The following is a 22,777-nucleotide window of genomic DNA, read 5'->3' on the forward strand; positions in this document are numbered from 1 at the left end:
TGAGAGGCTAGGACTTGTGTCCCAGCCTCTTTCATTCTATTTAGATTATTTGTCTGTAAGAGCAGCCAATCCTGGAAGTTCTTTACCTTCAAGGAGTTCCATAGAAGCACCACCACCAGTAGAGATCCATGAGAATTTGTCTGCACGGCCAAGGTTGATCGCAGCAGCTGCTGAGTCACCACCACCGATGATTGATTTAACGCCTGGTTGTTTCACGATAGCGTCCATCACACCGATTGTACCAGCTTGGAAGTCAGGGTTTTCAAATACACCCATAGGTCCGTTCCATACAACTGTTTTCGCACCAGTCAATTCTTGGTCGAATTTAGCAATTGATTTAGGACCGATATCAAGACCAAGGAATCCTGGGTCAACTGCTTCACCTTCAGTGTCTTTCACTTCAGTGTAGTCAGCAAATGCGTTCGCTTCTTTTGAGTCAACTGGCAAGATCAATTTGCCGTTTGATTTTTCAAGAAGAGCTTTAGCTACATCCAATTTGTCTTCTTCTACAAGTGAGTTACCGATTTCGATACCTTGTGCTTTGTAGAATGTGTAAGTCATCCCACCACCGATAAGAACTTTATCAGCTTTTTCAAGCAAGTTTTCGATAACACCGATCTTGTCAGATACTTTAGATCCACCAAGGATGGCTACGAATGGACGTTCTGGAGCTTCAACTGCTTCTTTGATGTAAGCAATTTCGTTTTCAAGAAGGAATCCAGCAACAGCTTTATCAACGTTTGCAGAGATACCAACGTTAGATGCGTGTGCACGGTGAGCAGTACCGAAGGCATCGTTTACAAAGATACCATCTCCAAGTGATGCCCAGTATTTACCAAGTTCAGGATCGTTTTTAGATTCTTTCTTGCCGTCAACATCTTCGAAACGAGTGTTTTCAACCAAGAGAACTTGTCCATCTTCAAGAGCGTTAACAGCTGCTTCCAATTCAGCACCACGTGTAACACCTGGGATAAATTTCACTTCTTGACCCAATTTAGCAGCCAAGTCAGCAGCTACAGGAGCAAGTGATTTACCTTCTTTATCTGCTTCTTCTTTTACACGTCCAAGGTGAGAGAAGAGGATTGCACGTCCACCTTGTTCAAGGATGTACTTGATAGTTGGAAGAGCTGCAGTGATACGGTTATCGTTAGTGATCACGCCGTCTTTTACAGGAACGTTGAAGTCAACACGAACGAGAACTTTTTTCCCTTTCAAGTCAACGTCTTTAACAGTCAATTTTGCCATTAGATATGACTCCTTCTTTTTTTAATACATGATAATTATATCACAAAAGCTGTAAAAGAGGTAGAAAAATCCAATGCTTTTCCCCTCTAATTCACAGGATCCGAACGACACTTCTAAATACAAGATCAAACCTCTCTGGTTTTCACCAGAGAGGTTTTTTTGAGAGTGACTTTTTAAGTGAACAAAAGAATCTTTTAGAAGACTTACTCTTCCTTCTTCTTACCAGCCAAGAGGAAGCCGCCTAAGGCTGCTAGAAGAACAGCTTCAGCTGCAAAGGAAGCTTCTAGGCTTGCCGTATTTGGTAGGTGTTCCGATTGACTTTCTTTACTTGCATCTTTTATTCCTTGCTGAACCGTTGGCTGTGAGTTCGCTCCTTGGTGGGCACTTAACAACTGATGGATCTCTTGATCAACCATATCCTTGTGTTCTTCCTCTTGATGACCCGGTTGAGTAGAAGTCGTTGGGGCCAACTGATCCACTTGAGAAGACTCTGTAGGCTTCAATGGATTAACTGGATCCGGAGTCACTGGGGCAGCTGGTTGGACTGGTTGATTTGGTTGAGCTGGTTGAACAGGCTGATCTGGTTTAGCCGGTTCTTCTGGTTGGATCGGTTGATCTGGTCCTTCCGTTTTTGCTGGCTTATAGACAATCGCATAGTGAGTAAAGTGAGGAGCTGTAAAGATGACCACATCTCCAACTCTCTCAAAGGCTAAGGATTGAGGAGCTTGACCTTCTGGGAAGAAGAGAACTTGCTCTACTTCTTTATCCTTATCCACAGGGATTTTCACAAGGGATGGATGCTGGGTATCGACATCCTGACCACTTGCATCGACTCCTTCGATATCAAAGATAGTCGCTTCTCGTCCCTTCAGCTCTTCTTTTTCTGCCTGATTGGCTTCAACTTTCGCGACTTTTAGTCCCTTAATAGCAGTAGTCTCCAAGTTAGAGAATTGAACTTCGACTCCAGTCGCAGGGTCTACAAAGACCGCCGGCTTATCTTCTTTCAGGAGCGCAATCAAGGTCTCTAGACCTGTCTTAGCTGTTTCAAGCGCTTCAGGAGTGAGCTCTGAAGAAGCTAGGAGTTCTTTATTTTTCTCCAAGAGTGCCTGCAAAGCCTCACCAGAAGGGTGATTTGGCTTGCTTGCTAATAGAGCAGTCGCTTCTGTTGTTAGGGCAGAGAGAGCTTCTTTTTCTTTTGTTAGATTAGCTTGACCATCCAAGGCTTTCAAGAGAGCGGTCAATTGGTTCAACTGCTCATTGACTTGATCTTGTGTGCTGGTATCATGCTCTTTCAAGACTTTTTCAGAAGCAGCCATTCCAGCCAGCAAAGCTTCTTTAACTTCAGGAGTGGCAAATGTAAAGTCTACTTTGGCTTTTGCAGCTTCAGCTTCAGCCAATTTTTGCTTGAGGTATTCATCGTTGAGAGCTGGTTTTGGATTGACGAGGACATCAAAGCTTGTGCTAGCTCCTTTGTAATGGACAGTGATGGTTTGACGTCCTTCCTTAGTCGTATCAAAGCCAGTCACTTCCACCCCTTCATCTGTCAAGGCATGCGTTTCGGTCGTTTCATCTTCAAAGACGACTGTAAAGCGTCCACCTTCTTTTTCCAATGCTTCTCCGACAATATATTCCACTTTTGGTTTGTCGGTCAATTCTAGACCAGCAACTGCTTTTTCACCTGCTTCTTCTGCACTGACCACAAAAACAGTGAGGGTCTTATCCAATTTCTGACCAAGGTAAGAGACTTCTAGGTGTTGTTCTCCCAGCTTGCTACTGTCAAATCCATGAATCTCTACACCTGAGTTGGTGAGGTTGACCAGTTGATCTGCTTGGCCATCTTTATAATGAACGCGGAGAGTCGCCCCTTTCAAGGAAAGGGCATCGCCTTCCCGGTAGACCTTCTTGGTCAATCCATCTTCAAATTGGAGTCCCGCAATTTCTTTATCATTCTTTGGAACCTCGATCGCTAGAACGTTACTGATATCTTTGCCAGGTTCTTGCGCACGATAGTAGAGAAGAGATGGGGTTGATTCAAAAGCCAGTGGTTTAAAGATGAGATTTCCAGCTTGATCGGCTGTCATGGTCGCAATTGGACTAGTTGCTTCTTTATCGGAATAAAGAGTCAGAGTAGTATTAGCTGGAACATCTTTGAAGCCGACTTGGACAAAATGATTACCCAGATTTTGCGCTGCAGCATGTTTCATCGGGATGTTGACCGTCTCAGTATCTAGACTTTCATACATCTTCCAGTTGTAAATCCGGATGGCTTGCCATGGGGTGCCGTTATCTGCTGTAATGACATGGAGACGCCAGTCTTGAGCCTTGATTGGATGATCAAGTGTAATGTCAGATACATGGGCTTTATTGCCACGAACTTCCTTGGCGAGCTTCCATTCACCCGCTTCATCCTTGTAGTAAAGGTCGAAGTCACGGGTGTTCATCTTGCCATCGTCGACAGATTCTCCACCAGCACCGGCATGGTCCATGACCCAACGAACAATTGTCCGTGGTTGTGTCAATCGGATATCGACGGTTCCACTCAATTGAGCAGAAGACCATTTATCTGAAAGACTGGTAATGGTCCCATTTAACATACCTTCAATACCTTCACTACCATCCGCATCTGGGAAGCTCGAACCGATCACTTTGGCTCCAATGACTACGTTTGGCGCTAAAGCTTTTGGTAGACTGGTATCTGACACGGTCATGCCCCAATCAAAGGCTACAGTTCCCGCATCCGAACGTTGACCATTCTTTCCAACTGCCACAACCTTGAGTTCCTGAGTGGTTCCTTCAGCACTTGCTGAACGGCTAACTTTTGGTAGATAGACAGTTGTCGCAGAAGACCCTGTTAAGAGACGCCAGTTGTCGCCATCTTTTTCATAGACTTCATAATAATCCGCATCTACTACCCCTTTAAAATTAAGGACTGCTTCTGCTTCTTGCGCATTTTGTAGACGTTTTGCACGAACGGATAATTCTGCTGGAGTCGCTGGTTTCTCTTGGTTCGACGTAATTGACAATTGGCCGAGATTAAATTTGTAGTCTTTAACATCCGTATCATGGTCAAAGAACATCTTCACAGCATAAATGGTTTTGCCAGCCAAATTTCCCAAATCAAAGGTTTGAGTAGACCAATCCGCACTCGGTGTCAATTCTTTCCATTCGTATTCAGAGTAGTCTTCTTTTGTGGCAACAGCTACCCAGGCAGCTGCTCCGACCCCACCTTTATGACTGACGCTTAATTTTGTCGTTTCTGTCACAGGAATCTTGGTCGAATAGAGCATGACATTTTGACTGCTATTGGCTTTTAAATCTCCTTCAAAGGCTAGAGAATTTCCTCCATTGTAGGCTTGATCAAAATCATAACGACCTTTCAATGGCGCACTATCCTCACTATGCTCTACCCACCAACGCCATGTTGGAAGGTAGCCAGAAACAGAACGGTAGTTCCACTCCCCTTCTTTAGAAATCTTGCCATCGACAAACCAGTGTTTTCCGTGTCCAGTATTGAAGGAAGTATTGAAATCTTCACTTGTAATAGGAGTTTTATCCACTACTAGATTGGACATACCGTACCAAGATTGGTCTGCTGGTTTTCCTTTAGTCGGATCTCCTTGGAAACCTGTCCAGAATAGATCTTCATGGGTATGGTATCCTTCTCCAGTCTTTCCTAGACCTGTAATCGTATCAGGCGCATAAAGACCAAGAGATAGACGCAACTTGCCATGTTCATCTAAAATGGCATTCCAGTCTACATTAGTCTTATAAGAGCCTCCTTTTTGGAGTTCCAGTCCAGCTAGAACATCATAAGGATTCCGATGAATCCATTTGGCTGTACTGATGGAATAATCAACTTCTGATTTACCCCAGTTAAAGTTGGCAAAGAAGGTATCCACTGGGTTTTCCCCATTTTCTGGCTGCATGAAATTGTAGTTGTATTCTCCCAGCGCATTCTCATGGTAACGGCCATATTCATAGGTCATAGCATCATACCAGGAATACTTAATCGGATAGTTCAGACTCTTCGCATATTCCTTGGTATAAAGAAGAAAATCTCTCAATTTTGGACCCAATGGTTCTACAAGATTTCCAGTCGTTTCTTGGTTGATAAAGTAACCATCAAAGCCATAGTACTTGGCAAGTTCGACTAATTTACGGGCGATCGGGAAGGTTTTAGAGCCTTCACTATCTTCTTTCAAGGTTTCTGCAAAATGTTCTTGATCCTTGATGCTGCTAGACCAGTTATAAAAGATTGTTCCATAAATAGGAACCCCATTTCGGTGGGCAGCATCGATCACATCTGCTGATGGAACCAGCCCTTCCCAAAAGACCATGGAATCCAAATATTGCCAGTAATCAAAAGCATAGGCCTTAAACTCTTCCCCGCCGACAGACGCATGATCCTTGGCTTTGGAGTTCATGTTTGACAGCGCTTGGATCTTCGCTTCAGGGTTGGCTTGTTCATTAATTTGTTTTCCTTGGAAACGACTCGCAAGTGGGACGCTTGCTCTGTTCATATCGTCATCCACTCGTTTTCCTGGTTCCCACTTCAAGAGATCATCCCAGGTATCGAACTTAACTTCTTTGGGCCTTAATTGTTTTTCTTCATTGGTTGGTAAATCGGCCACTTTTTCAGCAGTAGCTTTCGGTTTTTCAGTCTCTGAAACAGCTGGAGTATCTGTAGTCGTCGAGCTAGCTTCTGTACTTGTAGGACTAGCCTCTGGAGTGACCGCTTCTGTGGCTGGTTTTGCAGGATCAGCTGTAGGAAGTGCCGCATCTGCAGTATAGACACCAGCTTCTCTCACTAAATGATTGACGTCTTCGGTCGCTACTGAAGAGGTTTCTAAGGGTTGTTCACTAGTAGAAACCGTCTCATCTGCAGAGACAGCGCCTGTTCCTAAAAATGCTAACCCAATCAATGCGGAGCAAACTCCCACACTGAATTTTCGTATACTAAATCGTTCTTTCTTTTCAAATAGATGACCTTTCATCTTGACCTCCTTGTATGGTTTTTTTCTTTTTCTTGAGCGATTTCCATTGGCTCCTTCCTCCACGATCTGTAATCGCTTTCATTTTCTTGTATTAGAAATCTCCAATCAAGGATAGGATACCCTAATCTATTTAGCACTGTCAATCAATTTTAGCAATTCCTATAATATGATGAGAAAGCCCTAAAAAAAGTACAAAAAAAGAGGAGGTTTCCCTCCTCTCATCATACGCATGAATTATTTAGCAATTTTTGCGAAGTATTCAAGAGTACGAACAAGTTGTGCAGTGTAAGACATTTCGTTGTCATACCATGAAACAACTTTAACCAATTGTTTACCGTCAACGTCAAGAACTTTAGTTTGAGTTGCGTCAAACAATGATCCGTAAGACATACCTACAACGTCTGAAGAAACGATTGGATCTTCAGTGTAACCGTATGATTCGTTAGCTACTGCTTTCATAGCTGCATTTACTTCATCAACAGTAACGTTCTTTTCAAGAACAACTACCAATTCAGTAACTGATCCAGTTGGAGTAGGAACGCGTTGTGCAGCTCCGTCCAATTTACCGTTCAATTCAGGGATAACCAAACCGATTGCTTTAGCAGCACCAGTTGAGTTAGGAACGATGTTAGCAGCACCAGCGCGTGCACGACGAAGGTCACCTTTACGGTGTGGACCGTCAAGGATCATTTGGTCACCAGTGTAAGCGTGGATAGTAGTCATCAATCCTTCAACAACACCGAAGTTATCTTGAAGAGCTTTAGCCATTGGAGCCAAGCAGTTTGTAGTACATGAAGCACCTGAGATAACTGTTTCAGTACCATCAAGAATATCGTGGTTAGTGTTAAATACGACTGTTTTAACATCTGATCCACCAGGAGCAGTGATAACAACTTTCTTAGCACCACCAGCATGCAAGTGTTTTTCTGCAGCTGCTTTAGTAGCAAAGAAACCAGTTGCTTCAAGAACGATTTCTACACCGTCGTTAGCCCAGTCGATTTGTTCTGGATCGCGTTCAGCAGAAACTTTAACGAATTTACCGTTAACTTCGAATCCACCTTCTTTAACTTCCACAGTACCGTCGAAACGACCTTGAGTTGTATCGTATTTCAACAAGTGTGCAAGCATAACTGGATCTGTAAGGTCGTTGATGCGAGTAACTTCAACACCTTCTACGTTTTGGATACGACGGAAAGCAAGACGTCCGATACGACCGAAACCGTTAATACCAACTTTAACTACCATTCGTGATTTCCTCCTTATGAAAATCAAAAAAATTTTTTGTGAAAAGAGTAACTTGACACAGCGCCAAACATCTTTTAACAGTCTCTATTATATACTTTATTGCATTAAAAAGCAACTATTTCCCAACGAAAAGCAAGAATTATCATAGATCACTACCTCTTTTATTAAAGTTTTTCACAAAGTCTTGCTTGCTAGGAAGAGTACTTTTTTACTTGTATTCACTTTTGGAACAAAGAAAAACTCTTCCCGAAATGGGAAGAGTTTTTAAGCATTGGTAAATTAAGCTTCACCTTTAGCTTTTTTAATGATTTCTTCTTGTACTGATTTTGGTACATCTTCGTAGTGGTCAAATACCATCATGAAGGTACCACGTCCTTGAGTTGCAGAACGAAGGACAGTAGCGTAACCGAACATTTCAGCAAGTGGCACATAAGCACGAACGATTTGGCTTGCACCGTGTGCTTCCATACCATCTACACGTCCACGACGAGCAGTTACGTGACCCATAACATCCCCAAGGTTTTCTTCAGGAACTGTGATGGTTACAAGCATCATTGGTTCAAGGATAGCTGGTTGTGCAGTCTTAGCAGCTTCTTTAAGTGCAAGAGATGCAGCGATCTTGAAGGCAGTTTCAGATGAGTCGACATCGTGGTATGAACCATCGTAAAGCTTAGCTTTCACATCAACCATTGGGTAACCAGCAAGAACACCGTTCGCCATAGATTCTTGAAGTCCTTTTTCTACTGCAGGGATGAATTCACGTGGAACCACACCACCGACGATCGCATTTTCGAACTCGAATCCTTTACCTTCTTCGTTTGGAGTGAATTCGATCCAAACATCACCAAACTGACCTTTACCACCAGATTGACGTTTGAAGAATCCACGTGCTTGTGTAGAAGCGCGGAATGTTTCACGGTAAGATACTTGAGGAGCACCAACGTTAGCTTCAACCTTGAATTCACGTTTCATACGGTCAACAAGGACATCCAAGTGTAACTCACCCATACCAGAGATAACTGTTTCACCAGTTTCAGGGTTTGTTTCAACGCGGAATGTTGGATCTTCTTCAGCCAATTTTTGAAGGGCGATACCCATCTTGTCTTGGTCTGCTTTAGATTTAGGCTCAACCATCAATTGGATAACTGGTTCTGGAACTTCGATTGATTCAAGGATGATTTTTGCTTTTTCATCTGTCAATGAGTCACCAGTTGTAGTATCTTTCAAACCAACGGCAGCAGCGATATCTCCAGAGTAAACTGTTTCGATTTCTTTACGAGTGTTGGCGTGCATTTGAAGGATACGTCCGATACGTTCACGTTTACCTTTAGAAGTGTTCAATACGTATGAACCTGAGTTCAAGACACCTGAGTAAACACGGAAGAATGTCAAACGACCTACGAATGGGTCAGTCATAATCTTGAAGGCAAGAGCTGCAAATGGCTCTTCATCAGATGCTGGACGTTCTTCTTCTTCGTCTGTATCTGGGTTTACACCCTTGATTGCAGGGATATCAAGTGGGCTTGGAAGGTAGTCAAGGACTGCATCCAACATCAATTGAACCCCTTTGTTCTTGAAGGCAGAACCACAAAGTACTGGGTAGAACTCAACGTTGATTGTCGCTTTACGGATACCAGCTTTCAATTCTTCGTTAGTGATTTCTTCCCCTTCAAGGTATTTCATCATCAAGTCTTCATCAGTTTCAGCAACTGCTTCAACCAATTTTTCACGGTATTCTTGAGCTTGTTCAAGGTATTCAGCTGGAATATCTTCTTCAAGGATATCTGTACCAAGGTCGTTAGTATAGATTTCAGCTTTCATCTTGATCAAGTCAATGATTCCGCGGAAGTCATCTTCAGCACCGATTGGCAATTGAATTGGATGAGCGTTTGCTTGAAGACGGTCATGAAGTGTGCTTACTGAGTAAAGGAAGTCAGCACCGATTTTATCCATCTTGTTAGCGAATACGATACGAGGAACTCCGTATTCAGTTGCTTGACGCCAAACTGTTTCAGTTTGAGGTTCAACACCTGATTGTGAGTCAAGAACGGTTACAGCACCGTCCAAAACGCGGAGTGAACGTTGAACTTCAATAGTGAAGTCCACGTGTCCTGGTGTGTCGATGATGTTTACACGAGTGTCTTTCCATTGAGCTGTTGTAGCGGCAGATGTGATAGTGATACCACGTTCTTGTTCTTGCTCCATCCAGTCCATTTGTGACGCACCTTCGTGAGTTTCACCGATTTTGTGAATCTTACCAGTGTAGTAAAGGATACGCTCAGTTGTAGTTGTTTTACCAGCATCGACGTGAGCCATGATACCGATATTACGAGTTTTTTCAAGTGAAAATTCGCGTGCCATGAGGTTTGTTTCTCCTATATTTTTTATTTCTATATTCTATTATAACATGATTTAATAAAAACGGATAGGCAGGACCTACCCGTTTTCAGTGTTTTCATGCTAAGTTTTGGTTCCAACTTGTAAGAAGAGTTGAATTGGGTTCAAGAGCTGACGAAGCTTAATTGAACTCGGGCTAAAAGCTCAAGTTAACTGATTTGAACCCGAGCGAGGCCCGGTGCAAAAAAGATAAACTGCTTTGTGTTCATCGAACACTGCATCAGTTTCCTATTTTTGCCTTGGGCCTTTGCCGCTCTTAGTATCATTTTATTACCAGCGGAAGTGTGCGAATGCACGGTTAGCTTCAGCCATACGGTGAGTATCTTCACGTTTCTTAACAGCTGCACCAGTGTTGTTCGCTGCATCCAAGATTTCTTTTGCAAGACGATCAACCATTGTGTGTTCACCACGTTGACGAGCGATTGTTACCAACCAACGAAGTCCAAGTGTTGTACGACGTTCTGGACGAACTTCAACTGGGACTTGGTAGTTAGAACCACCGACACGGCGAGCACGTACTTCAAGTACAGGCATGATGTTTTCCATAGCTGTTTCGAATACTTCAAGAGCGTCGTTTCCAGTAGCTTCTTTAATTTGTTCGAAAGCTCCGTATACGATTGAAGCAGCTGTACCACGTTTACCATCAAGCATAACGCGGTTGATAAGACGAGTAACTAATTGTGAATTGTAAAGCGGATCTGGCAATACATCGCGTTTAGGCGCACGGTTTTTACGACTCATTTTTCTTTATCCCCTTTCCTTATGCTTTTGGTTTTTTAGTACCGTATTTAGAACGGCCTTGTTTACGATCGTTTACACCTGCAGTATCAAGTGCTCCACGGACGATATGGTAACGTACCCCTGGAAGGTCTTTTACACGTCCACCACGAAGAAGAACCACGCTGTGTTCTTGCAAGTTGTGTCCGATACCTGGGATATAAGCAGTCACTTCGATCAAATTGCTCAAACGTACACGGGCAAATTTACGAAGGGCAGAGTTAGGTTTTTTAGGTGTCATTGTTCCAACACGAGTTGCAACACCACGTTTTTGTGGTGAAGAAACGTTTGTTTGAACTTTTTTATGACTGTTGTAACCAACGTTCAAAGCTGGTGATTTAGATTTTTCTACTTTTGATTTACGCGGTTTGCGAACCAATTGGTTAATTGTAGGCATCTACATTCTCCTGTGAAATTTTTTATTTTTGGTGATGGTACACTTGGTGACAGCTACCATCTGTGTGTACTTTTGCAACATTTGTCAGCACGTCCCTGTACACTCTTGAGAGACCAAAAGTAAAAAGTACCGTCTATTATTATAACATGACGGCACTTTGATTGCAAGATGTTTTTTTATTTTTTAAAGAAGTCGAAAAAGTTCATTATTGACCAGCTTCAGCAGGTTCTTCTGCCCCTGCATCTGCAGCCGGAGCATACTGTTGTTGCTGTTGTGGTTGAACTGTCGCATTGGCTCCAGCTACTCCAGCATTGGCATTAGTATTTGCGTTTGCGTTCGTGTTGGCATTAGCGTCTGTTTGAGTCTGCTGTGTTGCCGCTGTGTCGCTCTCATAGGTCAGTCCATAATAGTTAGCGATGTATTGGATACGGGCCTCAAGCGATTGCTTTTGAGTCGCATCTTTGACTTTCTTAACAGCAGCTTGGGCAGCGTTCACAGAATCTTGACTTGGAGTTGTTTCCATTTGAACGACTGCTTTTTCAGCAGCTTCTGTATTTTTCTTTTCTTCCTTCTTTTCTTTTTCTTCCTTTGTTTCCTTTTTCACTGGAAGGGAACCTGTTTTTTTAGCCGGTTGAATTTCTGTCGTTACCTGGGCAGCCGTATTCTTTTTAACGGTATACAAACCAGCTACCAAAATAAAGGATAGAGACAGAACTGTCACCAAGCGAATCCACAAAGGACTATTATCAAATCGATCTAAAATTCTTTTCACTTTTGATCCTCCTTTGTTGCTCTTAATCAAAGATATTCCCAACTTCGACACTCAATTTGTTTTCTTTTACATCGATGTTGGTCACGCGCAATAAGGATTTGTGTTCAAAGAATTCACGGTCGGTTGCAGCATTATCCGCAAAGACGGCTACCCCTGCTAATTCAGAATCGAATTCAGCCAAGAGACTAACCATCCCGTTAATCGTTCCGCCACCTTTAAGGAAGTCATCGACAATCAAGACCCGGCTTCCTGCTTTTAGGCTCCGTTTTGAAAGGAACATTTTCTCAATACGATCCCCACTTGAGCCTGAAACATAGTTGACACTAACGGTTGACCCTTCTGTGATTTTCAAATCACGACGGACAATGACGAATGGAACATTCAAGACATTAGCCACTGCATTCGCTAAAGGAACTCCCTTGGTCGCTACGGTCATGACAGCATCAATCTTCTTATCCCGGAAGGCTTTGGCAATGATGCGGCCGATGCGATTCAAAATCTTCGGATTGCTCAAAAGATCAGACAGGTAAATGTAGCCACCAGGAAGGATACGATCACTTTCAGACAGTTGCTTGCAAAGATCTTCGACGATTTCTTTGGATTCTTGATCTGAGATAGACGGTGTAAAGATAACACCTCCACCAGCTCCTGTGATGGTCTCAATATTTCCGATTTCCATCTCTTCAAACGCACGCTTAATGATCACGATATCTTCTGAGATGGAAGACTTGGCAGATTCATACTTTTCCGCAAACGTATTGAGGCTAGTCAATTCATAGGGATGGTTGATCAAGTAATTAGAAATTACGACCATCCGTTCACTTCTTCTTAATTTCATTTTCTCACCATGTAGTTTTTTCTATCATTATACCATAAGAAGCGAAAAAAACGAACATTCTGATTTACAGAAGGCCGTTTTTTCCTGATTATTTTATTTTTGGCAGAATCATTCCCGTATTTATCCCTGTTTTTACTAGTCGAGATTCGGTTTATAGAAGGAACGATTTTCCATAGCAAAGATTTTATTGGTCATTTCGCCAGGACCAATTAAGCCAAGTGCTGTTGTCATCATCATCATTTCCGCATCCAAATTATCGATCATATGAATAATCTCTGCTTCCATGATTTTTGGACGAACAGGACTACCGTATTCGAGCAAGCCATGGTGACTCAAGATCACATGGCGAAGGACGATCACTTCTTCTTTTTGATCATCAATCTTCAAGTCTTGCAAGACCTTGGTGATTTCTTCATCGATCAGTGCAATGTGGCCGATGAGGTTGCCCCGAACAGTGTATTCTGTATTTTCAGGTCCCGTCAACTCGATCACTTTGGCCAAATCGTGTAACATAATCCCTGCAAAGAGCAAACTTTTATTCAACTGAGGATAGATATCGCCGATACTATCTGCCAAGCGGACCATGGTTGCCGTATGATAAGCAAGGCCTGCTTCAAAGGCATGGTGGTTGGTCTTAGCAGCTGGATAGCTATAAAACTCTTTCTCATATTTCCCATAGAGGGCACGGACAATCCGTTGCCAGACTGGATTTTCAATTTTGAAAATCATGTTTGACAGGTATTCGTGCAATTCCTTGGGATCTACTGGTGGTTTTTCCTTAAAGTCTGCTGGATTGTTGGGCTCTCCTGCTTGTGGCAAACGCATGTTCAATTGATTGACTTGCGGGGTATTATTGTAAACTTCTCGACGTCCAGACATATGGACCACGCGCCCAGCTGTAAAGCTCTCTATATTGTGGGGTTGAGCGTCCCATAGTTTGCCTTCGATTGTACCGGTCTCATCCTGGAATACAAAGGCGAGGTAGTTTTTCCCGGCCCGCGTTTGACGCACTTCTGCTGACTTGATCAAATAGAATCCTTCGAACAATTCATCTTTTTTCATTTGGTTAATTTTGACCATCATCTTCTCCATCTTCTATATATACATCTAGTCCCAGCAGGTCCTCATCGCTTTCGATTTGGCGGAGTGTCCGCTCGATGGCACTAGTCCGTCTGGTTAGCAAATCATCAATATTATTGGAAGCATTCTTTAAATGGCGCTGAGTCTTGGCCAGAATCCCTCCAAACTTATGGAATTCTGATTTGACCGATCCCAACACCTTGCTTATGTCATCTGCACTCTTTTGGATGTTGAGCGTTTTAAAGCCAACAGACAAGGAGTTCAAGAGGGCTGATAAGGTACTTGGCCCAGCCACTAAAATTTGTTCGTCTCGACGCAAGCGATCGAAGAATTCTGGATTGCGAACCACTTCGGAATAGAGGCCTTCAGTTGGCAGAAAGAGAATTCCGAAATTCGTTGTCGCTGGTGGAAAGAGGTATTTTTGTTGGATATCCTTAGCAAAACGCTTGATACTAGCAAGAAGGGCCTTGCGGTAACGCTCGATCTCCTCTTTCTCTCCTGATTCATAAGCTTCTTCCAGACGATAGTAGTCTTCCAGTGGGAATTTAGAGTCAATCGGCAGATAGACTGGATCCTCTCTTTGCCCCGGAAGCTTAATGGCATACTCTACGCGCTCACTGGATTGGGGAACGGTGACAAACTCCCGCTCATACTGGGCTGGGGTCAAGATATCTTCAATAATTTGGCCCAGCTGCAATTCGCCCATAATCCCACGCGTCTTAGTATTGGAGAGAACTTTATTAAGAGTTCCGACATCCCGCGCCACCGTCTGCATTTCTCCCAGCCCTTTGTTGACCGACTCCAATTGTTTTGAAACCGTCTCAAAGGAGGTCTGCAAGCGGTGCTGCAAGGTTTTCTCCAATTTTTCTTCTACCGTTTGACGCATCTGTTCTAGCCGCACTTCATTGGACTCTTGGATCTGGCGCATGCGCTCATCTGTTTTGTCCCGATTTTTAGTAAAGTGCTCATTCATCTCAGCGCGCAGAGCCGTCGTCTGCTGGTGGATCTCCACTCGCATCTCGGTCAAGCGATCTGTCAGAGCGATCTCTAACTGCTGATTGGCAATCTGGCTTGCTTGTCTTTCTTTTTCAAAACGATAGTCCAACTGGTCTGTCAAATGATCCTCATGGTCTTCCAGCATCTCTCGTAAAGCCGGTCTTGTGTCGTCTGACCGTTGCAAGAAATAGATGAGGAGGCTCAGATTGAGTAGGCCAATCAGAAGCAGAATGATATTCATATTAACCTCTGTCTTTACTATAAACAATGACAAGATAGCCACGATCAAGACTCACTTGAATCGGTTGATCCAAAAATTCATTGGAGCCATACATGGCCTTCAAAAAATAATTCTCCTGATGGAGCGGATACTTGGCCCCTGTGATCTCTAAGTGGCCTTGTCCGACAGGCATAAAACCAACATAGGACATGGCAGGATCTGGCTGAATCTCATGGCAACCAGCTGGTCTGTAGATCAAGCGATTTTGACCGTCGACTAATTGGATCTGCTCCATGTAGGGAGCTAGGTCTGGATCGGTCGGCAAAAAGATATTGGACAAAAAGTGATCCAAGCGACCGCCAAAGGCACCATAAACGGTGACAGCAGCATCTGGATAGGCCTCAAAGGCTGCTTTCAAGGCCAATTCCAAATCCGTATCGTTCTTTTCCGGGACGGATTGAACAACTTGCTTGGCTTGGGTTCGGATCTTGCGCAAATCGGTCTCAGAGACGGAATCGAAATCTCCCACAGCTATATCTAAAGGCAGACCTTGTTCCAGTAACTTCAAACAGCCACCATCAACGCCTACATAAACGTCATGATCTCTTGGCAAAAGCGTGCTGTCCCCTCCTGCCAGTATTGCGATGTTATCCATTTACAGCATCTCGGAGTGTTTGAACGCGCTCATTTACCTCCCCATTAAAGACATAAGAGCCTGCTACAAAGACATTGGCCCCAGCTTCTTTGGCTTGGGAAATAGTTTGGCCATCAATTCCACCATCCACTTCGATATCAAAGTCTAAGCTTTTTTCTTCACGAAGAGCGGCTAATTCGCGCACCTTGTCCATGGTTTCAGGCAAGAAGGCTTGACCACCGAATCCTGGATTAACGGTCATGACCAAGACTTGATCCACCAAATTCAAGACATGTTTGATACTGTCTACAGGAGTCCCTGGGTTGATCACGACACTCGCCTTCACACCCGCTTGACGAATTTTTTGAAGGGCTCCGTGAATATGGGGAGTAGCTTCCACATGGATGCTGATGATGTCAGCACCTGCACGGGCAAATTCTTCGATATGGTGTTCGGGATTGGTGACCATCAAGTGGCAATCAAAGACCAACTTGCTATGCGGACGCATGCTCTCTACGACACCCGCTCCAAAGCTGATATTAGGCACAAAATGGCCATCCATGACATCGATATGGGCATAGTCAGCTCCTGCGGCTTCTAAGCGTTTCAATTCACTTTCAAAATTGGCATAATCGGCACTCAAAATTGAGGGGGCTAATTTCATTGTTTTCATCGTTGTAGTGTCTCCTATTTTGGCATTTTTTTCGAAACTTTTTTATAGGTTTCGCGACGGTTTTCAATCTCACTTAGAAATTGCAAGTAATCCTCATAACGGAAAGATGCAATTTCCTCTCTTTCAACGGCTGGTTTCACCGCACAAGCGGGCTCATGCGTGTGGGTACAGGTACGAAATTTACAAGAGTGGCTCACATCGGCGATCTCTGGAAAGGCTTGATTTAAGTCTTCACTGGTCGTCACTTCATAATCGAGGGAGGAGAAGCCCGGCGTGTCCGCGATCTTTCCTCCATTTAAATGGTAAAAGCTGACAGCTCGGGTCGTGTGTCGACCGCGCCCCAGACTATCTGAAATCTCACCCGTTTCAAGTTCCAGATCCGGAGCGATTTTATTGAGCAAGGTCGATTTTCCTACACCGGTCTGTCCCATAAAGACCGTGGTTTGATTGGTCAAAAGAGGCAAGAGTTCCTCAATCGACAAGACAAAATCATAGCCAATAGCCTGGTAGATTCCTTGGTAGTAGTGGATGTCTTCCATATCTTCTAACAAGTCCAGTTTTGAAATATAGACAATGGGATGAATCCCCTTGTGCTCCAAAAGAACCAGAAAACGGTCTAAAAGATTGGCATTGAAATCAGGCTCCTTCGCTGACATGATCACTACTGCCTGATCAATATTGACAATAGGAGGACGCACGAGGCTATTTTTTCGAGGCGCAATGCTCAAAATGTAGCCTTCTGAATTCTCTTCAGCAGAAAACTCCACCTGATCCCCCACATAAGGAGTCTGTCCTTTTTTTCTAAAATTTCCACGAGCCCGTGTCTGGTAAATGTGACCGTCTGACTCCACGTAGTAGAAGCCAGCCAAGGCCTTGACGATTGTTCCTTGCAAATCGCACTCCTTTGAGATTAATACTATCTATTATACCAAAAAATGAGAAATAAGGCTGGATTGCTCAATAAGAAAAAACGAAAAGTGAACCTCTCCGGACACTTTTAGAAACGAATAGGTTCGTTTTTTAAATGGATAGAAACAGAAGACGGAGTATCCGTTATGACTTGTCTTTTAGCAGAATTCGGGAAAGGGCACCTTCCTTTTTTTCCTTGGCATTTTTCCTAAAAAGTGTATAATAGAACTATGCGGAGGTGGTGGAACGGCAGACACGCATGCTTCAGGCGCATGTGCCCTTCGGGCGTGAGGGTTCAAATCCCTTTCTCCGCATCTTGGAAAGGTGGCCCAGCTCGGTACGGCACCGGACTCGAAATCCGGCAAGTGGATTTTTATTCACGCGCGGGTTCAAATCCCGTCCTTTCCTTACGATACAAATAAGCCATAGGTTATAACCTATGGCTTTTCTGTTATTTTATTCCTGCTTCTAGAAGGCCATCTGCTAGACGGGCGAAGTCTTCTAGGCTAAGAGCTTCTCCTCGTACAGAAGGTTGCAGGCCTGCAGCTTGGATTCCTGCTTCCAGTTTGGCTTTGATTTCTTCGGTCTTGCCAAAGCGACTAGTCAAGTTGTTCCAAAGTGTTTTGCGGCGGTGGACAAAGCTGGCCTTGCTGACAGAGAAGAAGAAATCTTCATCCTTGACTGCTACTGCTGGCTCTTCGCGACGGACCATCTTCAAAATGGCAGAGTCGACGTTTGGTGCTGGCACAAAGACGGTGCGGGGTACGATAAAGGCTACCTTAGCAGTCATATAGTATTGGACTGCAATGGATAAAGAACCATAAGCCTTGGTGTTGGGCTCAGCCGAGATGCGGTCTGCTACCTCTTTTTGCATCATGACCACAAATTCTTGGAAAGGAATCTTGGATTCGATCAAGTGCATGAGGATGGGAGTCGTAATGTAGTAAGGAAGGTTAGCCACCACCTTAATCGGAAGGTCTGGGTTTTTAAACTCTGCGATATACTGGTTGAGATCTACCTTGAGGATGTCTTGGTTGACAACCGTGACATTGTCAAAATCACGCAAGGTATCCGCCAAAATGGGAACCAAGCGGTCATCGATCTCAAAGGCCATGACTTCTGCCGCATTTTCCGCCAAGAACTCAGTCAAAGCTCCAATTCCGGGACCGATTTCGATGACATTGACTTGCTTATCAATCTCAGCCGTATCCACAATTTTTTGAAGGATGTTGGTATCGGTCAAGAAGTTCTGACCGAAGGATTTTTTAAAGGTAAAACCGTGACGCTCCAGCACTGCCTTGGTCACGCTATAATCTGCAATTTTCATTTTTTCTCTTTTCTAATCAGTTTAGGGGTAAAGGATCCCCTCTACTTCCGTCTTAATAACTGGCCATCGCCTCTTCGACTTGGGCCAAACAAATTCCAAACAACTCCAAGCGTTTGATCAATTGCTTGCCATTGCAGTAGCCGATGCGCAAGGCTTCTCCTAGATATTCCCGTCGTTTGCGACTATCGCTTCCCATCAACAGTCCAAGCCGCATCAAGTCAGTCTTTGTGATATCAAAGAAATTTTCATCTTCGTAAGACCCGACCAGTCCAGCTAGGGCTTTTTCTAAGTCTTCAAAACTGGCATGCTCCACTCCAAGAGAACGCCCCTTGGTCTTGGATTTTGGGACTGCTTCACCACGATTTAAAAAGGCATGTTTGGCCTGGGGCACCTCTTGCATAATGATCTTGCGAATTCGCTCGCCATTGTAGTCTGGATCGGTAAAGACAATGACCCCACGCAACTCTTGCAAGGTAGCAATTCGTTCCAAGTCATCTTGATCAATCGCAGAGCCTCGCGTTTCATAGGTATCCACCTCATAAAAACGACGGAGATTAGCTGTGTCGTCCTTGCCCTCCACGACAATCACTTCTGGTATTTTTCTTTTCTCAGTCAAGGCCAAATACCTTTCTTGCATTGTCATAGGTTGCCTGAGCTACTTCTTCTGTTGTTAAGCCACGTAGTCCTGCAATAAAATCTACCACATAACGAGTGTAGGCTGTTTTATTTTCCCGACCACGTTTGGGAACTGGCGCCAGATAAGGGGCGTCTGTTTCAACCAAGATCTTGTCTAACGGAAGGCCAGCTGCCGCTTCTTGGACATCTGTGGCTTTCTTAAAGGTCACCACTCCAGAAAAGGAAATCATCATCCCCAGATCCATGAAGCGTTTCGCTTCTTCTAAACTTCCTGAGAAAGAATGCATGATCCCACCGCGAGGCCCTACTCCTTCACTCTTGATGATGGCATAAGTAGCTTCTAAAGCATCGCGTGTGTGCACCACAAAGGGGAGGTCCAAGTCTTTAGACAATTGAATCTGACGACGAAAAACCTTTTCTTGGACGTCTTTCGGTGCCGTCATCCAGTGGTAATCCAGACCGATTTCTCCGAGTGCGACAACTTTAGGATGTTTTAGCTGTTCAAGTAAATAGACCTCCACTTCAGGACTATAATCACCTGCCTCAGTGGGGTGCCAACCAAGCGTGAGATAGAGTTCTGGGTGCTGGTCTGCCAAGGCTATTCCTCGCTCAATCGTCGGTTTGTCAAAACCAACGATATTGTGGGCTACAACACCCATTTCCTTGGCCAAGTCGAGCTCTTCTTGTTCTTTTCCTGCGAATTCTTCCACATTGAGATGGGTGTGGGTATCAAAAATCTGCATGATCTTCCTTTTCTTCCGAGTTTTTCTTCTTTCTATTATAGCAGAAAGCGCCTCTAAATTCACTTTCGGACAAAACAAAAACCAGTAGTCTCGAGTTTCTACTGGTTTTTAGGTTTTTATCTGAATTAGGCAGCCAAAACTTTGCGTCCTTTACGACGACGAGCTGCCAATACGCGACGACCATTTTTAGTTGCCATACGATGACGGAAACCATGTTTGCGCGCACGACGAAGTTTACTTGGTTGATAAGTACGTTTCACGATGAATACCTCCTCATAGATTTTGTATTCGTTTAGCCGGCTAGTTGTGATCAGTTACTAAACATACTTTACTATTCTATCGGATTCGACTCTATTTGTCAATAGCTATGGCAAAATTGTTGCAAATACAGGTCGGAGAACACCTTTCTACACCTGACGGGTTGCCAAGTAATAGGGTTCCAGAGCCACCAGCGCCTCTTGCAACTGATCCAGGATATCCTCAAGAGAACCCTCCTCGACTAGAGAAACATCGTATTTGACAAGGACCTTACGAACCGCCCCTTCTGCTACTGCTTGCAACAGATCATGACGATTCTTTTCTGTTCCCTCTACCCTTTGACTCTCTCCATTTTTCTGGGCGAAATAATAAACTGGCTGAGAGATAGGAAGGGTGAGAACCTTGTGTTGTTTTTGAAGGCTCTGCTCGTCTTTTTTTCGTTCGATAAAGCTCACCTCTAAGGAAACTCCAAAATCAACTGCATCTCCATAGAGCCTCAGGGCAAACATGGGCTCTGCCATCGTCCCTTCTCCTTTTAGATAGGCCCAAAAATGAGGCCGCAAGACCTGGGCCTGATTCATCCATTGACTGGTCCGATCTTGCTCCAAATAGGGGTGACGCTTCTGAAAGGCTGAGACTAAATCGGTAAATTCCTTACGAGCCGCTTGAGCTAGGGCACGATACTGCTCCATCTCTGAGGCTAGCACGCCTGCCTTTGCTGGGGCCTGGTAGTGAATTCCTTGAAGCTTTAAAAACTCTCGAATCGCTGCAAATGTCATCTGCTTCCTTTCTAATCATAACAAAAAGGGAGAGATCGGCTCAATCCCGTCTCTCCCTTATGAGAAATAATAGCTAGATTATCCTTCGATGTCTACTACCACGTAACGGTTTGGTTCTTCCCCTTCAGAGTAGCTAGTGACTCCTTCCATCTTAGAGACGATCCGGTGAATGATTTTGCGTTCACTGTTTGACATCGGATCTGTCTGTTGGGCTTGCCCATCTTCGAGGGCACGTATTGCCAACTTCTGAGCATAGCTTTGAAGAACTTCTGCCCGGTGTTCTACATAGTCATTAACATTAATGGTAATGTAAAAATTCTTTGAGTAGCGGTTATAGAGGTAATTTTGCGCCAAAAGTTGAAGAGCCTTCAAGACTTTTCCGTGGTAACCAATGACACGTCCTGGCTCATTGGTATCAATTTGCATATTGACCGTACGGCGGTTGTGACTGCTTGAGATAGTCGCATCCACATCCATTTCATCGACCACTGTTTGAACATAGGCTGTCACATCCGCTACAACTTCTTCGATATTGTAGTTTTCCTCTACCTCGATACCAAGGTTTGAGAAATCAGACTCGCTTGATTCTTTTGCCGCTGGTTCTTTAACTTTTTCAAGGATATGTTCATGCCCTTTTTCTTCAAGAACGGTATCTGCTTCTTTGTCATGTTTCAGGATTTCTGTCTTGATTTCTTCAGAGACAACTTCTCCTTCTTCTTCGACCTTTTTGATCGCTGCTACGACGCGTCCGAGATCGACCGTTGCTTCGCTCACCGTCTTCACCGGTTCGTTTTGCGCATTGATCTCATCTGGGACACCTTTGACAGCTTTTTGATTAGCTTTCACAACAGTTGTTTCTGCAATGGGCTCAATCTCTACTTGGGCTGGTTTTTTCCCAAACAAGCCAAGAAAACCTTTCTTTTCACGCGCTACAACCGTAATATGTGCCTTCATACGAGGAATATCTAAATCGTTCAGACCTTTTTGAATCGCTTCTTCAACAGTTGCTCCAGTATATAGGACCATATGTCCACCTCTTTCTTATTTTTTCTTTTTCTGTGCTTTGTTTAGGGCACGGCGTTTTTGTTTTTCCATGTCGCGTGAAGCTTGCTCTTTTGCTTCACGCTCTGCGATAATCTTGAAGGGGTTGTTCAAGAGATAGGTTTGCCCGACTTGGTAAGCATTGGAAGTCACCCAGTATAGTGCGACCCCGCTGGCTGAGAACAAGGCAAAGAAGAAGATCATCACAGGCATCACATACATCATGGTTGTCGCACTACCATTGCGCTCTGGCATGGCTTTATTGGTCAACCAACTGCTGAAAAATGTGAAGAGTGCTGCAAGAACCGGCAAGATATAAGTCGGGTCGATCGCGCCAAGGTCCAACCAGAGGAAGTGACCGACTTTAAGGAATTCGACACGGCTCAGCGCTTGGAACAAGGCCATCAAGACCGGCATCTGGATTAAGAGAGGAAGGAAGGCTGAAGACGTTTTGACACCTTTTTCCTTGTAAAGGGCCCGCATCTCTTCGGAAAGCTTGGTCCGACTATCAAGATCCTTCCCAGGATACTTAGCTTGCAATTCCTTGAGGAGGGGTTGAATTTCCTGCATTTTGCGGGTTGAATTCATTTGATATTGGAAGAGAGGCAAGAGGACCGTCCGGATGACAATGGTAAAGACGATAATCCCTACACCGATACTTCCGCCAAAGGACAAGAAGCGGATGGCTTCTGCAAAGAAGTAGACGAAGCGTTCCCAACCACCTGTCGACTGAGCTGTCACTTGAGAGGTTCCACAAGCTGTCAAGACCAATAAGGCCGCTCCTAATAATCCAGTTAACTTCAGTTTCTTTTTCAC

General features: G+C 44.1%; 20 protein-coding genes and 2 tRNA genes. 2 read left to right on the forward strand and 20 right to left on the reverse strand.

The genetic code is table 11. The annotated features are described in order from the left end of the window. Positions 1-45: 45 nt before the first annotated feature. The 13 genes from pgk to rsgA all read right to left on the reverse strand — a co-directional run bounded on the left by pgk (position 46) and on the right by rsgA (position 17,161). Positions 46-1,245 (reverse strand): phosphoglycerate kinase, encoded by a 1,200-nt coding sequence (gene pgk / locus HMPREF2917_RS08285; RefSeq protein WP_003008876.1) that lies wholly within the window; start codon positions 1,243-1,245, stop codon positions 46-48. 203 nt (positions 1,246-1,448) lie between these two features. After that, on the reverse strand, positions 1,449-6,239 hold the full coding sequence (locus HMPREF2917_RS08290) for an endo-beta-N-acetylglucosaminidase (protein ID WP_070590160.1): 4,791 nt from the start codon (positions 6,237-6,239) through the stop codon (positions 1,449-1,451). Between the two features lie 234 nt (positions 6,240-6,473). Further along, positions 6,474-7,484: a type I glyceraldehyde-3-phosphate dehydrogenase gene (gap, locus tag HMPREF2917_RS08295; RefSeq protein WP_006154814.1), complete on the reverse strand. Its 1,011-nt coding sequence runs from the start codon at positions 7,482-7,484 to the stop codon at positions 6,474-6,476. A 279-nt stretch (positions 7,485-7,763) separates the two neighbouring features. Further along, positions 7,764-9,845 (reverse strand): elongation factor G, encoded by a 2,082-nt coding sequence (gene fusA / locus HMPREF2917_RS08300; protein ID WP_003003071.1) that lies wholly within the window; start codon positions 9,843-9,845, stop codon positions 7,764-7,766. Positions 9,846-10,151: 306 nt separating this feature from the next. After that, positions 10,152-10,622, reverse strand: coding sequence for a 30S ribosomal protein S7 (gene rpsG / locus HMPREF2917_RS08305; protein ID WP_003003105.1), 471 nt, complete (start codon positions 10,620-10,622; stop codon positions 10,152-10,154). Positions 10,623-10,641: 19 nt separating this feature from the next. Beyond that, positions 10,642-11,055, reverse strand: coding sequence for a 30S ribosomal protein S12 (gene rpsL / locus HMPREF2917_RS08310; RefSeq protein WP_003003125.1), 414 nt, complete (start codon positions 11,053-11,055; stop codon positions 10,642-10,644). Positions 11,056-11,260: 205 nt separating this feature from the next. After that, entirely contained in the window at positions 11,261-11,827 is a 567-nt protein-coding gene (locus tag HMPREF2917_RS08315; protein WP_070590163.1) for a hypothetical protein, read from the reverse strand. A gap of 22 nt (positions 11,828-11,849) precedes the next feature. Then, positions 11,850-12,665, reverse strand: coding sequence for a pur operon repressor (gene purR, locus HMPREF2917_RS08320; protein ID WP_003012466.1), 816 nt, complete (start codon positions 12,663-12,665; stop codon positions 11,850-11,852). A gap of 135 nt (positions 12,666-12,800) precedes the next feature. Further along, positions 12,801-13,745 carry a 3'-5' exoribonuclease YhaM family protein gene (locus HMPREF2917_RS08325; RefSeq protein ID WP_070590166.1) on the reverse strand — a complete coding sequence of 315 codons (945 nt, stop codon included), beginning with the start codon at positions 13,743-13,745 and terminating at the stop codon, positions 12,801-12,803. Beyond that, positions 13,732-14,982: a DNA recombination protein RmuC gene (locus HMPREF2917_RS08330; RefSeq protein ID WP_070590168.1), complete on the reverse strand. Its 1,251-nt coding sequence runs from the start codon at positions 14,980-14,982 to the stop codon at positions 13,732-13,734. Before HMPREF2917_RS08330 ends, HMPREF2917_RS08325 begins: the two co-directional genes overlap by 14 nt. Position 14,983: 1 nt before the next feature. Continuing rightward, positions 14,984-15,616 (reverse strand): thiamine diphosphokinase, encoded by a 633-nt coding sequence (locus HMPREF2917_RS08335; protein ID WP_070590171.1) that lies wholly within the window; start codon positions 15,614-15,616, stop codon positions 14,984-14,986. Further along, positions 15,609-16,268 carry a ribulose-phosphate 3-epimerase gene (gene rpe / locus HMPREF2917_RS08340; RefSeq protein WP_070590174.1) on the reverse strand — a complete coding sequence of 220 codons (660 nt, stop codon included), beginning with the start codon at positions 16,266-16,268 and terminating at the stop codon, positions 15,609-15,611. Before rpe ends, HMPREF2917_RS08335 begins: the two co-directional genes overlap by 8 nt. A 14-nt stretch (positions 16,269-16,282) precedes the next feature. Further along, positions 16,283-17,161 carry a ribosome small subunit-dependent GTPase A gene (rsgA, locus tag HMPREF2917_RS08345; protein WP_070590178.1) on the reverse strand — a complete coding sequence of 293 codons (879 nt, stop codon included), beginning with the start codon at positions 17,159-17,161 and terminating at the stop codon, positions 16,283-16,285. Between the two features lie 248 nt (positions 17,162-17,409). Here rsgA and HMPREF2917_RS08350 point away from each other — a divergent pair. Both HMPREF2917_RS08350 and HMPREF2917_RS08355 read left to right on the forward strand, forming a co-directional pair. After that, positions 17,410-17,491, forward strand: a tRNA-Leu gene (locus HMPREF2917_RS08350). Positions 17,492-17,495: 4 nt separating this feature from the next. Then, positions 17,496-17,585 (forward strand) — tRNA-Ser (locus HMPREF2917_RS08355). Between the two features lie 43 nt (positions 17,586-17,628). Here HMPREF2917_RS08355 and rsmA read toward each other — a convergent pair. The 7 genes from rsmA to HMPREF2917_RS08390 all read right to left on the reverse strand — a co-directional run bounded on the left by rsmA (position 17,629) and on the right by HMPREF2917_RS08390 (position 22,777). Then, a complete protein-coding gene (gene rsmA / locus HMPREF2917_RS08360) occupies positions 17,629-18,504 on the reverse strand; it encodes a 16S rRNA (adenine(1518)-N(6)/adenine(1519)-N(6))-dimethyltransferase RsmA (protein ID WP_070590179.1) in 876 nt (291 codons plus the stop codon). 52 nt (positions 18,505-18,556) lie between these two features. After that, positions 18,557-19,141 (reverse strand): ribonuclease M5, encoded by a 585-nt coding sequence (rnmV, locus tag HMPREF2917_RS08365; protein ID WP_003008897.1) that lies wholly within the window; start codon positions 19,139-19,141, stop codon positions 18,557-18,559. Continuing rightward, entirely contained in the window at positions 19,113-19,883 is a 771-nt protein-coding gene (locus HMPREF2917_RS08370) for a TatD family hydrolase (protein WP_070590182.1), read from the reverse strand. The genes rnmV and HMPREF2917_RS08370 overlap by 29 nt, the downstream gene beginning before the upstream one ends. Before the next feature lie 125 nt (positions 19,884-20,008). Further along, positions 20,009-20,143, reverse strand: coding sequence for a 50S ribosomal protein L34 (rpmH, locus tag HMPREF2917_RS08375; RefSeq protein ID WP_003003086.1), 135 nt, complete (start codon positions 20,141-20,143; stop codon positions 20,009-20,011). Positions 20,144-20,290: 147 nt separating this feature from the next. Further along, positions 20,291-20,920 carry a ribonuclease P gene (locus tag HMPREF2917_RS08380; protein WP_070590185.1) on the reverse strand — a complete coding sequence of 210 codons (630 nt, stop codon included), beginning with the start codon at positions 20,918-20,920 and terminating at the stop codon, positions 20,291-20,293. Between the two features lie 78 nt (positions 20,921-20,998). Next, the gene (gene jag, locus HMPREF2917_RS08385) at positions 20,999-21,946 is read right to left on the reverse strand and encodes an RNA-binding cell elongation regulator Jag/EloR (RefSeq protein WP_070590187.1); all 948 of its coding nucleotides are present in this window, start codon (positions 21,944-21,946) and stop codon (positions 20,999-21,001) included. Between the two features lie 15 nt (positions 21,947-21,961). Then, positions 21,962-22,777 carry a YidC/Oxa1 family membrane protein insertase gene (locus HMPREF2917_RS08390; RefSeq protein ID WP_003015944.1) on the reverse strand — a complete coding sequence of 272 codons (816 nt, stop codon included), beginning with the start codon at positions 22,775-22,777 and terminating at the stop codon, positions 21,962-21,964.

Source organism: Streptococcus sp. HMSC061E03, assembly GCF_001813505.1.
Lineage (GTDB): Bacteria > Bacillota > Bacilli > Lactobacillales > Streptococcaceae > Streptococcus.